This is a genomic window from Pseudomonas palmensis, from assembly GCF_049942755.1.
GTDB classification, from domain to species: Bacteria; Pseudomonadota; Gammaproteobacteria; order Pseudomonadales; family Pseudomonadaceae; genus Aquipseudomonas; species Aquipseudomonas palmensis.
Genome location: NZ_CP187958.1, coordinates 3,752,540 through 3,765,508, shown reverse-complemented (window position 1 = coordinate 3,765,508; position 12,969 = coordinate 3,752,540). Strand labels below are relative to the sequence as shown.

The 12,969-nt window shown below is 65.8% G+C and carries 12 protein-coding genes; 6 read left to right on the top strand and 6 right to left on the bottom strand.

Translation table 11 applies throughout. The features are described 5' to 3' along the window. Window positions 1-2 precede the first annotated feature (2 nt). The 3 genes from ACPRTJ_RS17430 to ACPRTJ_RS17420 form a co-directional block, all read right to left on the bottom strand. Window positions 3-938 carry a rhodanese-related sulfurtransferase gene (locus ACPRTJ_RS17430; protein ID WP_043862667.1) on the bottom strand — a complete coding sequence of 312 codons (936 nt, stop codon included), beginning with the start codon at window positions 936-938 and terminating at the stop codon, window positions 3-5. A 109-nt stretch (window positions 939-1,047) separates the two neighbouring features. Then, window positions 1,048-1,347, bottom strand: a complete 300-nt coding sequence (locus tag ACPRTJ_RS17425) for a BolA family protein (RefSeq protein ID WP_043862666.1) — start codon at window positions 1,345-1,347, stop codon at window positions 1,048-1,050. A gap of 12 nt (window positions 1,348-1,359) precedes the next feature. Beyond that, window positions 1,360-1,887 (bottom strand): DUF2059 domain-containing protein, encoded by a 528-nt coding sequence (locus ACPRTJ_RS17420; protein WP_043862665.1) that lies wholly within the window; start codon window positions 1,885-1,887, stop codon window positions 1,360-1,362. Window positions 1,888-2,041: 154 nt separating this feature from the next. Between ACPRTJ_RS17420 and ACPRTJ_RS17415 the strand changes: the two genes are divergently transcribed. Beyond that, window positions 2,042-3,436 (top strand): class II fumarate hydratase, encoded by a 1,395-nt coding sequence (locus tag ACPRTJ_RS17415; RefSeq protein WP_043862664.1) that lies wholly within the window; start codon window positions 2,042-2,044, stop codon window positions 3,434-3,436. 98 nt (window positions 3,437-3,534) lie between these two features. On the opposite strand, the gene pap is transcribed toward ACPRTJ_RS17415, so the two are convergent. Further along, a complete protein-coding gene (gene pap, locus ACPRTJ_RS17410) occupies window positions 3,535-5,025 on the bottom strand; it encodes a polyphosphate:AMP phosphotransferase (RefSeq protein WP_088514041.1) in 1,491 nt (496 codons plus the stop codon). 100 nt (window positions 5,026-5,125) lie between these two features. Here pap and mnmC point away from each other — a divergent pair, with 100 nt between their 5' ends. From mnmC to ACPRTJ_RS17385, 5 genes are all read left to right on the top strand, one after another. Further along, on the top strand, window positions 5,126-7,129 hold the full coding sequence (gene mnmC / locus ACPRTJ_RS17405; RefSeq protein ID WP_426427142.1) for a bifunctional tRNA (5-methylaminomethyl-2-thiouridine)(34)-methyltransferase MnmD/FAD-dependent 5-carboxymethylaminomethyl-2-thiouridine(34) oxidoreductase MnmC: 2,004 nt from the start codon (window positions 5,126-5,128) through the stop codon (window positions 7,127-7,129). 104 nt (window positions 7,130-7,233) lie between these two features. Further along, the gene (locus ACPRTJ_RS17400; protein ID WP_426427141.1) at window positions 7,234-9,021 is read left to right on the top strand and encodes an N-acetylglutaminylglutamine amidotransferase; all 1,788 of its coding nucleotides are present in this window, start codon (window positions 7,234-7,236) and stop codon (window positions 9,019-9,021) included. 3 nt (window positions 9,022-9,024) lie between these two features. Next, window positions 9,025-10,770 (top strand): N-acetylglutaminylglutamine synthetase, encoded by a 1,746-nt coding sequence (gene ngg, locus ACPRTJ_RS17395; RefSeq protein ID WP_058541030.1) that lies wholly within the window; start codon window positions 9,025-9,027, stop codon window positions 10,768-10,770. A 22-nt stretch (window positions 10,771-10,792) separates the two neighbouring features. Continuing rightward, window positions 10,793-11,977: an osmoprotectant NAGGN system M42 family peptidase gene (locus ACPRTJ_RS17390; protein WP_043862659.1), complete on the top strand. Its 1,185-nt coding sequence runs from the start codon at window positions 10,793-10,795 to the stop codon at window positions 11,975-11,977. Between the two features lie 73 nt (window positions 11,978-12,050). Next, window positions 12,051-12,284, top strand: a complete 234-nt coding sequence (locus tag ACPRTJ_RS17385) for a YheU family protein (RefSeq protein ID WP_043862658.1) — start codon at window positions 12,051-12,053, stop codon at window positions 12,282-12,284. On the opposite strand, the gene csrA is transcribed toward ACPRTJ_RS17385, so the two are convergent. After that, a complete protein-coding gene (gene csrA, locus ACPRTJ_RS17380) occupies window positions 12,285-12,473 on the bottom strand; it encodes a carbon storage regulator CsrA (protein WP_043862657.1) in 189 nt (62 codons plus the stop codon). It lies immediately after the preceding gene. Window positions 12,474-12,598: 125 nt separating this feature from the next. Continuing rightward, complete coding sequence (locus ACPRTJ_RS17375; RefSeq protein WP_054915866.1) at window positions 12,599-12,931, bottom strand: YnfA family protein; 333 nt, start codon at window positions 12,929-12,931, stop codon at window positions 12,599-12,601. Window positions 12,932-12,969: the final 38 nt, after the last annotated feature.

The window sequence follows — 12,969 nt, the reverse complement described above, 5'->3', positions numbered from 1 at the left end:
CATCACACCTCGGCTTTGCGATAGTTGTGGCCGATCGGGTGCGGCATGTTGCGGGCCTTGGCCAACTCGATCTGCTTCTGCCGATCGATGGCGCTGCGCCGGGTCTTCTCGCTCAGGCTGTCCCAGCAATGCGGGCAGCTGATGCCTGGCGAATAATGCTCGGAGGCCCGTTCCTCCACGCTGATCGGGGTACGACAGGCGTGGCACTGGTCGTAGTCGCCTTCGCTGAGGTCGTGACGCACGGTCACGCGGTTGTCGAAGACAAAGCAGTCGCCCTGCCAGCGCGTTTCTTCCTGGGGAACCTCCTCGAGGTACTTCAGGATGCCACCCTTAAGATGATAGACCGCTTCGAAACCCTCGCCGAGCATATAGCTGGAGGCTTTTTCGCAGCGGATGCCACCGGTGCAGAACATCGCCACCTTCTTGTGCCGGGCAGGGTCGAAGTTGGCCTTGATGTACTCGGGAAACTCGCGAAAGGTGGTGGTCTTTGGGTCGATGGCGCCCTCGAAGGTACCAATCGCCACTTCATAGTCGTTGCGGGTGTCGATCAGCAGCACTTCGGGGTCGCTGATCAGCGCGTTCCAGTCCTTGGGCTCGACATAGGTACCGACCGTCCGGTTCGGGTCCACGCCCGGCACGCCGAGGGTCACGATCTCTTTCTTGAGCTTGACCTTGGTGCGGTAGAACGGCTGTTCGTCGCAGTACGATTCCTTGTGATCGATGTCCACCAGGCGTGCATCGCTGCGCAGCCAGGCCAGCAGGCCATCGATGCCTTCGCGGGTACCCGACACGGTGCCGTTGATACCCTCTTCGGCCAGCAGCAGGGTGCCCTTGACCCCGTTGCGCTCCATGGTCTCGAGCAGCGGCTCGCGCAGCTCGACGTAATCTTTCAGGGTGACGAACTTGTACAGCGCCGCCACGACGATAGCTTGGGTCATGCCTTGATTCTCCAGGTGGTCACCCTCGCAAAGGGCGGACCGGGTCGACAATAAAAAACGCGCCGACAGGCGGCGCGTTGCGGATTCTAGCAAAAACCTGAAAGGGATTTCAGTGTTTGCTGCCTCCGGCGCAGGTGGGCGAAGCCGGCGCGCTGCCGACTTTCTGCCATTCCTGCGGGGTGTAGGTATGCAACGCCAGGGCATGGAACTGCCCCATCAGGTCACCCAGGGTGGCGTAGACCTTCTGGTGGCGCTTGACGCTGTTCAAGCCATCGAACTGTTCGCTGACCAGCACGGCCTTGTAGTGGGTCTGCTGGCCCCGGCTGTGCATGTGGCTCTCGTCCAGCACCTCGAGGTGTTGCGGGGCGAGCGCCGCCAGGCTCTGTTCGATCTTCTGCTGCATCGACATGCTGGGCTCCGCTTAAGGTTTCTTGGCCGGTGCGGCCGCCTTGCCGGCGGACGGGTCCAGCTCGTTGGTCATGTCGGCCAACAGCTTGTTGACCACCGGCACGGCGCTTTCAAGCTTCTGCTGGGTCAGCTGGGCCGACTGCTGTGTAACGGCAGGCATCTTTTCCAGGACTTTCTTGCCCAGTGGCGACTGGTAGAAGGCGACCAGGTCCTTGAGCTCGGATTCGCTGAAGGTGCTGGTGTACAGCTTGATCATGTCCGGCTTGAGCTTGTTCCAGCCGATGGCCTGGTCCAGGGCGGCGTTGGCCTTGGCCTGGTAGGTTTCAAGCACGGCCTTTTTGGACGCCGGCGCCTTGGTCTGCTCGAAGCGCTGGGCAAACATCTGCTGCACCTGCATGTAGACCGGGGTACCCAGTTTGTCGGCGTGCGCCATCACCAGGAATTTTTCAGCGCTGGCGTTGTGGCTGGCGGTATCGGCGAGTGCCTGGCCGCTGGCGCAGACCAGCGCGACAGCCGTGCAGAGGGCGCGAAGACGGGTCATCGAAATTCCTTAAAATAAAAAGAGGGCGTACCCAGAGTAGAGCATTCTGCGCCGACTGGGGCAGCCTGCTCAAGAGGGACGACAGGCAATGGAACCGCCATGCCGAATCAGGGCCTAAACTGCGCAAACAAGCCATTAAAGGAGTGCGTACCGCATGAGCCGTATCGAAACTGACAGCCTGGGCCCGGTTGAAGTTCCTGACGAGGCCTACTGGGGTGCCCAGACCCAGCGCTCGCTGATCAACTTTGCCATCGGCAAGGAACGCATGCCGCTGGCGGTACTGCACGCGCTGGTGCTGATCAAGAAAGCCGCAGCGCGGGTCAATGACCGCAACGGCGACCTGCCGGCCGACATCGCCCGCCTGATCGAACAGGCCGCCGACGAGGTGTTGGCCGGCGAGCATGACGACCAGTTCCCGCTGGTGGTGTGGCAGACCGGCAGCGGTACCCAGAGCAACATGAACGCCAACGAAGTGTTGGCCGGGCGCGCCAACGAGCTGGCTGGCAAGGGCCGCGGCGGCAAGGTGCCGGTGCACCCCAACGACCACGTCAACCGCTCGCAGAGCTCCAACGACTGCTTCCCGACCGCCATGCACATTGCCGCCGCACAGGCGGTCAACCAGCAACTGCTGCCGGCCATCGCCGAGCTGTCGGGCGGGTTGGCCGAACTGGCCGCACGCCACATGCAACTGGTCAAGACCGGGCGAACCCACATGATGGACGCCACCCCGATCACCTTCGGCCAGGAGGTCTCGGCCTACGTGGCCCAGCTGGACTACGCCCAGCGCGCCATCCGCGCGGCGCTGCCGGCGGTGTGCGAACTGGCCCAGGGCGGTACCGCCGTGGGTACCGGGCTGAACGCACCGCACGGGTTTGCCGAGGCGATCGCCGCCGAGCTTGCCGCCTTGTCGGGGCTGCCGTTCGTCACCGCGCCCAACAAGTTTGCCGCGCTGGCCGGGCACGAGCCGCTGATCACCCTGGCCGGTGCGCTGAAAACCCTGGCCGTGGCCCTGATGAAGCTGGCCAACGACCTGCGCCTGCTCGGCTCCGGGCCGCGCGCGGGGCTGGCCGAGGTGCGCCTGCCGGCCAACGAGCCGGGCAGCTCGATCATGCCCGGCAAGGTCAACCCGACCCAGTGCGAGGCACTGTCGATGCTGGCCTGCCAGGTGCTGGGCAACGACACCACCATCGGCTTTGCCGCCAGCCAGGGCCACCTGCAGCTCAACGTGTTCAAGCCGGTGATCATCCACAACCTGCTGCAGTCGATCGAACTGCTGGCCGATGGCTGCCGCAACTTCCAGCAGCACTGCGTGGCGGGCATCGAGCCAGACCCGCAGCAGATGGCCGAGCACCTGGAGCGCGGGCTGATGCTGGTGACGGCACTCAACCCGCATATCGGTTACGACAAGTCGGCGCAGATCGCCAAGAAGGCCTACGCCGAAGGCACCACCCTGCGCGAGGCGGCGCTGGAACTGGGGTATCTGACCGATGCGCAGTTCGATGAATGGGTAAGGCCGGAGCAGATGCTCGAGGCCGGCGGCAAAGGCTGAAAAAAGGTCTGCTACGCAGCCCGTCGCGGGTCAAGCCGCTCCCACAAGGCTGATGGAGTTCCTGTGGGAGCGGGCTTGCCCCGCGATGCGGCCAATGATCACTTCTTGTCTTTCTTGAACGCCGCCTCCAGCGCCTCGTTGATGGTGCGCAGCACCTTCACTCGCGCCCAACGCTTGTCATTGGCCTCCACCAGCGTCCAGGGCGCCACTTCGGTGCTGGTGCGGTCGACCATGTCGCCCACCGCCTCGGAGTACGCGTCCCACTTGTCGCGGTTGCGCCAGTCTTCCTCGGTGATCTTGAAGCGTTTGAACGGTATCTGCTCGCGCTCCTGAAAACGCTCCAGCTGGGTCTGCTCGTCGATCGACAGCCAGAACTTGACCACCACCACGCCAGCGTCGTGCAGTTGCTCCTCGAAATCGTTGATCTCGCCATAGGCGCGCATCCAGTCGGCCTGGCTGCAAAAGCCCTCGATACGCTCCACCAGCACCCGCCCGTACCACGAGCGGTCGAACACCGTGAACTTGCCGCGCGCCGGAATGTGCCGCCAGAACCGCCACAGGTAGGGCTGCGCCCGCTCCTCCTCGGTAGGGGCGGCAATCGGCACGATGCGGTACTGACGCGGGTCCAGCGCGGCGGCCACGCGCCGAATGGCACCGCCCTTGCCCGCCGCGTCGTTGCCCTCGAACACCGCCACCAGCGCGTGGCGACGCATGCGCTTGTCACGCAGCAGGCCCGCCAGACGGGCCTGCTCGACAATCAGTTGCTCCTGGTAGTCGTTCTTGTCCAGACGCAGGGTCATGTCCAGGCTGCCCAGCAGGCTGCGTCCGTCGATGGATTCGCCCAGCGGCGCGATGTTGGTCTGGCGCCCCAGGGCCTTGGCCTTCAAGGCGTTCTGCAGGCCCTCGAGCAGGATCTTGCCCACTGCCAGGCTACGGTAGTTCGGGTCCACGCCCTCGATGATGTGCCAGGGCGCATAGTCACGGCTGGTGCGGCGCAGCACCCGTTCGCCGAAGCGCACGAACCGGTCATAGGTCTGCGATTGCTGCCAGTCCAGCGGGCTGATCTTCCAGCTGTGCAGCGGGTCATCCTTGAGCGACTTGAGCCGCGCCTTCATCTGTTTCTTGGACAGGTGAAACCAGAACTTGAAGATCAGCGCGCCTTCGTCGCACAGCATCTTTTCCAGCCGTTCGGCACCGTTGATGGCCTGGTCGAGCACCGCGTCCTTGAACTGGCCATGCACCCGCCCCTGCAGCATCTGGCTGTACCAGTTGCCGAAGAAGACGCCCATGCGCCCCTTGCTCGGCAAGGCCCGCCAGTAGCGCCAGGCCGGCGGCCGGGCCAGCTCCTCGTCGGTCTGCTGGTCGAAGGTGCGCACCTCGATCAGGCGCGGGTCCATCCACTCGTTGAGCAGCTTGACGGTTTCGCCCTTGCCGGCCCCCTCGATGCCATTGATCAGCACGATGACCGGAAAGCGAGACTGCTGCTTGAGCTCGAACTGGGCTTCGAGCAAGGCTTCGCGCAACGCCGGCACTTCGGCGTCATAGGTTTCTTTGTCGATGGCGTGACCAATTTCGGCGGATTCGAACATACCAGGCTCCCTTCTTGGATAAGCAAGACTAGCGGATCACGCAGCCCTTTGTCGCAAGGCGATCGGCTAGAATGCACGCTTCGCTGTTGCCGAGCCGAACATGAACGACACCCCCGCCACCCCGACCCAGTACGCCCAGATCGAGTGGGATGAACAGGGCCGCCCGTATTCACGCCAGTACGACGACATCTATTTCTCCAAGGAGCAGAGCCTGGAGGAAACCCGTCATGTGTTCATCGAGCAGAACGACCTGCGCCAGCGCTTCGCCGCGATGGCCGACGGCAGTTGCCTGGTGATCGGGGAAACCGGCTTCGGCACCGGCCTGAATTTCTTCTGCGCCTGGCAGGTGTTCGCCGACTGTGCACCGGCCGGGGCACGCCTGCATTTCGTCAGCGTCGAAAAATACCCCCTCAGCCATGCCGACCTGGCCAAGGCCCTGGCCCTGTGGCCCGAGCTGACGCCGTTCAGCCAGCCACTGCTGGCGCAGTACGTGGCGGTGCACGAAGGTTTCCAGCAGTTCGTCTTCGACCAGGGTCGGGTGACCCTGACCCTGATGATCGGCGATGCGCGGGAACAGCTGCCGCAGTTGGACGCCCCCATCGACGCCTGGTTTCTCGATGGCTTTGCCCCGGCCAAGAACCCCGACATGTGGACCCCCGAGCTGTTCGCCCAGCTCGGACGCCTGTCGGCGCCGGGTGCCACCCTTGGCACCTTCACCAGCACCGGCTGGGTGCGTCGCGGGCTGATTGCGGTGGGCTTCAAGATGAAGCGCATTCCGGGTATCGGCAAAAAATGGGAAGTGCTGCGCGGCGCATTCACCGGCTGGCCCGCCGAGCAAGCGCCGCTCGCGCCGGTTGCCCCATGGTTCGCGCGCCCCGCGCCGCTGGCCGGCCCCCGCGAGGCGCTGGTGATCGGCGCCGGCCTGGCCGGTTGCGCCACCGCCGCCAGCCTGGCGGCGCGCGGCTGGCAGGTACGCCTGCTGGAGCGCCACGCCGCCCCTGCCGGTGAAGCCTCGGGCAACCCCCAGGGCGTGCTGTACCTGAAGCTGTCGGCCCACGGCACCGCACTGTCGCGGCTGATCGTCGCCGGCTTCGGCTACACCCGCCGCCTGCTCGAACAGTTGCAGCGCGGCACCGACTGGGACGCCTGCGGGGTGCTGCAACTGGCCTTCGACGACAAGGAAGACCAGCGCCAGATCAAGCTCGACCAGGCGTTCAGCGACACCCTGCTACAGCGCCTCGACCAGCCGCAGGCCGAAGCCGTGGCCGGGGTCGGCCTGCCCAGTGGCGGTCTGTACTACCCCGAGGGCGGCTGGGTGCATCCGCCCGCGCTGTGCCAATGGCAGGCCGGGCAACCGAACATCACCCTGCTGCCCCACCATGACGTGGTACAGCTGCGCAAGGTCGACGGCTTGTGGCAGGCATGGGACGGCGAGCGCCTGCTGGCCAGCGCGCCGCTGGTGGTGCTGGCCAGCGCAGCGGACATCCATCGTTTCGAGCCGTGCACCGAGCTGCCGCTCAAGCGCATCCGCGGGCAGATCACCCGCCTGCCGGCCACCAACGCCAGCCGCGCGCTGGGCACCGTGGTGTGCGCCGACGGTTACGTCGCGCCGCCGCGCCTGGGCGAACACACCCTGGGGGCGAGCTTCGACTTCCACAGCACCGACCTCGCCCCCACCGCTGCCGAACATGCGAGCAACCTGGAGCTGCTGCGGGAAATCTCCGGCGACCTGGCAGAACGCCTTGGCGCTGCCGAGCTGGAACCGGCCAGCCTGCAGGGCCGCGCGGCGTTTCGCTGCACCAGCCCCGACTACCTGCCGATCGTCGGCCCGCTGGCCGACAAGGCGGCGTTCAACCAGGCGTATGCCGTGCTCGGCAAGGACGCGCGACAGCTGCCGGACACTCCGTGCCCCTGGCTGGAGGGCCTGTATGTGAACAGCGGCCATGGTTCGCGCGGCCTGATCACCGCGCCTCTGGCGGGTGAACTGATCGCCGCCTGGGTCGACAACGCACCCTTGCCGGTGCCGCGCGACGTGGCCGAGGCCTGCCACCCGAATCGTTTCATGTTGCGCGAACTGATACGCGGCAAGGGCAAGCAAGGCTGAAGGCTTATAACAGATTGATCTAAAACTCACAGGATCCGCACCGGTCAGTTCCTATGTGCCCGAATTCAGGGCACCTTCCCCAACGGAAAAACCGGTAAGGACTTATGTGCGGATTAGCTGGAGAGTTTCGTTTCACCCCTGTAGCCAACACACCACGCCCGGCGGACCTGGCCGCGGTCGAACGGATGACCCATCACCTGGCGCCCCGCGGCCCGGATGCCTGGGGCTTCCATAGCCAGGGGCCTATCGCCCTGGGCCACCGACGCCTGAAGATCATGGACCTGTCCGACGGCTCGGCCCAGCCCATGATCGACAGCCAGCTGGGCCTGTCGCTGGCATTCAACGGCGCCATCTACAACTTCCCCGAACTGCGCGCCGAACTCGAAAGCCTGGGCTATGCCTTCTACTCGGACGGCGACACCGAAGTGCTGCTCAAGGGCTACCACGCCTGGGGCGCCGATCTGCTGCCGCGCCTGAACGGCATGTTCGCCCTGGCGATCTGGGAACGTGACAGCCAGCAGCTGTTCCTCGCCCGCGACCGCCTGGGGGTCAAGCCGCTGTACCTGTCGCGCACCGGCGAACGCCTGCGCTTCGCATCGAGCCTGCCGGCCCTGCTCAAGGGCGGCGACATCAACCCGGTGCTCGACCCGGTGGCACTCAACCACTACCTGAACTTCCACGCCGTGGTACCCGCCCCGCGGACCCTGCTGGCGAACATCGAAAAGCTGCCACCGGCCACCTGGATGCGCATCGACGCCCAGGGCCGCGCCGAGCAGCACGTGTGGTGGAACCTGCACTACGGCCCACGCACCGATGAACAGCACCTGACCCTGGAAGACTGGCGCGACCGCGTGCTCGACAGCACCCGCGAAGCCGTTGCAATCCGTCAGCGCGCGGCCGTGGATGTCGGCGTGCTGCTCTCGGGCGGCGTCGACTCCAGCCTGCTGGTCGGCCTGCTGCGCGAAGTCGGGGACGAGGACCTGTCGACCTTTTCCATAGGCTTTGAAGATGCCGGCGGCGAACGTGGCGACGAGTTCCAGTATTCGGACCTGATCGCCAAGCACTACGGCACACGCCACCACCAGTTGCGCATCGACGAGCGCGAAATCATCGAGCAACTGCCGGCCGCGTTCCGCGCCATGAGCGAGCCGATGGTCAGCCACGACTGCATCGCCTTCTACCTGCTCTCGCGGGAAGTGGCCAAGCACTGCAAGGTGGTGCAGAGCGGCCAGGGTGCCGACGAGCTGTTCGCCGGCTACCACTGGTACCCGCAGGTGGACGGCGCCAAGGACCCGTACGCGGCCTACCGCGAGGCCTTCTTCGACCGCAGCTACGACGAGTACCGCGACACCGTGCAGCCGGCCTGGCTGCTGGGCAATGACGCCGCCGGCGACTTCGTGCGCCAGCACTTCGCCCAGCCCGGCGCCAGCGCGGCAGTCGACAAGGCCCTGCGCCTGGACAGCACGGTGATGCTGGTCGACGACCCGGTCAAACGGGTCGACAACATGACCATGGCCTGGGGCCTGGAGGCTCGCACGCCGTTCCTCGACTACCGGCTGGTGGAGCTGTCGGCGCGGGTGCCGGCCCAGTTCAAGTTGCCCGATGGCGGCAAGCAGGTGCTCAAGGAAGCCGCGCGACTGGTCATCCCCAGTGAAGTCATCGACCGCAAGAAGGGCTACTTCCCGGTACCGGGCCTCAAGCACCTGCAAGGCGCCACCCTGGACTGGGTACGCGAGCTGCTGCTGGACCCGAGCCAGGACCGCGGCCTGTTCAACCCGGCCATGCTCGACCGCCTGCTCAGCGACCCGCATGGGCAACTGACGCCGCTGCGCGGCTCCAAGCTGTGGCAACTGGCCGCGCTGAACCTGTGGCTCAGCGAACAAGGAATCTGATCGATGAAAGCCCATGCCTCACCCTATGGCCAGCGCCTGCTGCGCGGCCAGGTGCCGTCCTATGAACGCCTGCAGGCGCAACTGGCCGGCGACGGCAGCGACCCGCACGACCAGCCGCGCTGGCTGCATTGCGGTTGGGGCCGGCTGCTGATCGGCCATACTTACCCCGACCCGGCCAGCCTGGCGGCGGCCCTGGCCAAGGAGCAGCCCGGCGAGCGCGATATCGCGCTGTACGTGGCCGCCCCCCAGCAGGTACTGGCCCAGGCGCCGCAACAGCTGTTTCTAGACCCCTCCGACACCTTGCGCCTGTGGTTCAGCGACTACCGCCAGGCGCAGCGAGTGTTTCGCGGCTTTCGTATCCGCCGCGCACAGAGCGACAGCGACTGGGCAGCCATCAACGAGCTGTACGTGGCCCGTGGCATGCTGCCGGTCGACCCGGCGCTGATCACTCCGCGCCACCAGGGCGGCCCGGTGTACTGGCTGGCCGAAGACGAGGACAACGGTGCGGTGATCGGCAGCGTGATGGGCCTGAATCATCAAAAGGCCTTCGACGACCCGGAGCACGGCAGCAGCCTGTGGTGCCTGGCCGTGGACCCCAACTGCACCCGGCCCGGGGTCGGCGAGGTACTGGTACGCCACCTGATCGAACACTTCATGAGCCGCGGGCTGAGCCACCTCGACCTGTCGGTGCTGCACGACAATCGCCAGGCCAAGCGGCTGTACGCCAAGCTGGGCTTTCGCACCCTGCCCACCTTCGCGGTCAAGCGCAAGAACGGCATCAACCAGCCGCTGTTCCTGGGGCCGGGGCCGGAGGCCGGGCTCAACCCCTATGCGCGGATCATCGTCGAGGAAGCCTACAAGCGCGGCATTGATGTGCAGGTGGACGATGCCACCGCCGGGCTGTTCACCCTCAACCACGGCGGACGCCGGGTGCGCTGCCGCGAGTCGCTCAGCGACCTGACCACCGCCGTGAGCATGACCCTGTGCCAGGACAAGAGCCTGACCCACAAGGTGCTCGAAGCCGCCGGCCTGAGCCTGCCGGCGCAACAGCTGGCGGGCAACGCCGCCGACAACCTGGCCTTTCTGGAAGACCACGGCGCGGTGGTGGTCAAGCCGCTGGATGGCGAACAGGGCAACGGCGTGGCGGTCAACCTGACCTGCCTGCAAGACCTGGACGCCGCCATCGAGCACGCGCGCCAATACGACAGCCGCGTGCTGCTGGAAAGCTTTCATGAAGGGCTGGACCTGCGCATCGTGGTCATCGGCTACGAGGTGGTGGCCGCAGCGATTCGTCACCCGGCCTCGATCGTCGGCGACGGCCAGCACGCCATCGGTGCGCTGATCGAAGCCCAGAGCCGCAGGCGCCAGGCCGCCACCGGTGGCGAAAGCAAGATCCCGCTCGACGCCGAAACCCAGCGCACCCTGCACGCCGCCGGGGTCGACTACGACACCATTCTGCCCGCCGGCCAGCGCCTGGCCGTGCGGCGTACCGCCAACCTGCACACCGGCGGCTGCCTGGAAGACGTCACCGCACGCCTGCACCCGACCCTGGTGGATGCCGCCGTGCGGGCCGCCCGCGCCCTGGACATTCCGGTGGTCGGACTGGACCTGATGGTCAAGGCCGCCGACCAGCCCGACTACGTGTTCATCGAAGCCAATGAACGGGTCGGTCTGGCCAACCACGAACCCCAACCCACTGCCGAACGCTTCGTCGACCTGCTGTTCCCGCACAGCCGGCCGGTGCCGTGACAACGCCCCACGAGGAGTCCGCATGCCTGATCAATTGCCCGAACCGGACCTGACCTATCTGCAGAAGGTCCTGCTGGAAATGCTCGCCATCCCCAGCCCCACCGGCTTCACCGACACCATCGTGCGCTACGTGGCCGAGCGCCTGGAAGAACTGGGTATCCCCTTCGAGCTGACCCGGCGCGGCACCATCCGCGCCACCCTCAAGGGCCGCAAGAGCTCGCCCGACCGCGCCGTTTCGGCGCACCTGGACACCATCGGCGCCAGCGTGCGCACCTTGCAGGACAACGGCCGCCTGGGCCTGGCCCCGGTCGGCTGCTGGTCGAGCCGTTTCGCCGAGGGCAGCCGGGTCAGCGTGTTCACCGACACCGGCGTGTTTCGCGGCAGCGTGTTGCCGCTGATGGCAAGCGGGCACGCCTTCAATACCGCGGTCGACCAGATGCCGGTGAGCTGGGAGCACGTCGAGCTGCGCCTGGATGCCTACTGCACCACCCGCGCCGACTGTGAAACCCTGGGCATCGGCATCGGTGACTTCGTGGCCTTCGACCCGTTGCCCGAGTTCACCGAAAGCGGCCATATCAGCGCCCGTCACCTGGACGACAAGGCCGGCGTCGCGGCGCTGCTGGCCTCGCTCAAGGCCATCGTCGAAAGCGGCATCCAGCCACAGATCGACTGCCATCCGCTGTTCACCATCACCGAAGAAACCGGCTCGGGGGCCGCCGCCGCATTGCCGTGGGACGTCAGCGAATTCGTCGGCATCGACATCGCCCCGGTCGCCCCCGGCCAGCACTCCAGCGAACACGCGGTCAGCGTGGCCATGCAGGACTCTGCCGGCCCCTACGACTACCACCTGTCGCGCCACCTGCTGAGCCTGGGCCGCGAGCACAACCTGCCGGTGCGCCGCGACCTGTTCCGCTACTACTTCAGCGACGCGCATTCGGCGATCACCGCCGGGCATGACATCCGTACCGCGCTGCTGGCGTTCGGCTGCGACGCCACCCACGGCTACGAGCGCACCCATATCGACAGCCTGGCTGCCCTCAGCCGCCTGCTCAGCGCCTACCTGCTCAGCCCGCCGGTGTTCGCCAGCGATTCCAAGCCCACCGGCAGTTCGCTGGAAAGCTTCAGCCACCAGCTGGAACACGACGCACAAATGGAAAGTGATACCCGCGTACCGGCGGTGGACAGCCTGGTTGGCCAAAAAGGCTAGCCACATGCAGGCCACATGCAGGAAAGGTTTCGCGTAGCATGTGCGAAACCTTTCCTGATTCTGTAGCTTTTTTATGTTGATACCCTACGACCAGCTCGAAGCCGACACCCTCACCCGCCTGATCGAAGACTTCGTCACCCGCGACGGTACCGACAATGGCGACGACACCCCGCTGGAAACCCGTGTACTGCGCGTGCGCCAGGCGCTGGCCAAGGGGCAGGCGGTGATCCTGTTCGACCTGGACAGCCAGCAGTGCCAACTGCTCGCCAGGCATGAAGTGCCCCGCGAGCTGCTCGACGATCAGTGATCAGGCGCCCAGGCCGCCCTTGCCCAGTTGCTCGGCGATACGCCGATAGATTTCTGCACGGTGCACCTCCACATCGCGTGGTGCGCAGATGCCGAAACGCACCGTGTTGCCGTCTACCGACAGCACCTTGATCTTGATGTCGTCATCGATGGTGATGACCTCGCCGACTTCGCGCCCTATGACCAGCATTCTCCAATCCTCCACATCAGGGGAGAGTGAAGACTGAACCGGGTGCTGAAACGGTTCAACGCTCTGACAGGCAAATAGACAATTCCCACAACTTTGCGGGAATTTGCCTACAAGATCCTACCCGCTCAGCTGTTTTGCAGACGTGGTCCGATCACGATGATGGTGGCGCCGATCACGCACAGCAACGCACCGAGCCAGTCGCTGCCCATCGGCCGGGCACGCTCCACCACCGCCAGCCACAGCAGCGAAGTGACGATATAGATGCCGCCATAGGCGGCGTAGGCGCGCCCGGCGTAGGCCGCCTCGACGCGGGTCAGCAGCAGGCCGAACAGGGTCAGGCTGAGCAGCGCGGGGGCAATCCACCAGCCGCTCTTGCCCAGCCGCAGCCACATGTAGAAGGCATAACAGCCGGCGATCTCGAACACCGCCGCCAGAAAGAACCACACATAATTCATCACGTCCGCTGCTACCCGCGCAAAAGCGCCTAGCATACCGT

Coding starts and splice junctions, on each gene's coding strand:
- ACPRTJ_RS17430 (WP_043862667.1), bottom strand. CDS start 938: ATGACCCAAGCTATCGTCGTGGCGGCGCTGTACAAGTTCGTCACCCTG.
- ngg (WP_058541030.1), top strand. CDS start 9,025: ATGAAAGCCCATGCCTCACCCTATGGCCAGCGCCTGCTGCGCGGCCAG.
- ACPRTJ_RS17400 (WP_426427141.1), top strand. CDS start 7,234: ATGTGCGGATTAGCTGGAGAGTTTCGTTTCACCCCTGTAGCCAACACA.
- pap (WP_088514041.1), bottom strand. CDS start 5,025: ATGTTCGAATCCGCCGAAATTGGTCACGCCATCGACAAAGAAACCTAT.
- ACPRTJ_RS17425 (WP_043862666.1), bottom strand. CDS start 1,347: ATGTCGATGCAGCAGAAGATCGAACAGAGCCTGGCGGCGCTCGCCCCG.
- ACPRTJ_RS17385 (WP_043862658.1), top strand. CDS start 12,051: ATGTTGATACCCTACGACCAGCTCGAAGCCGACACCCTCACCCGCCTG.
- ACPRTJ_RS17390 (WP_043862659.1), top strand. CDS start 10,793: ATGCCTGATCAATTGCCCGAACCGGACCTGACCTATCTGCAGAAGGTC.
- csrA (WP_043862657.1), bottom strand. CDS start 12,473: ATGCTGGTCATAGGGCGCGAAGTCGGCGAGGTCATCACCATCGATGAC.
- ACPRTJ_RS17415 (WP_043862664.1), top strand. CDS start 2,042: ATGAGCCGTATCGAAACTGACAGCCTGGGCCCGGTTGAAGTTCCTGAC.
- mnmC (WP_426427142.1), top strand. CDS start 5,126: ATGAACGACACCCCCGCCACCCCGACCCAGTACGCCCAGATCGAGTGG.
- ACPRTJ_RS17420 (WP_043862665.1), bottom strand. CDS start 1,887: ATGACCCGTCTTCGCGCCCTCTGCACGGCTGTCGCGCTGGTCTGCGCC.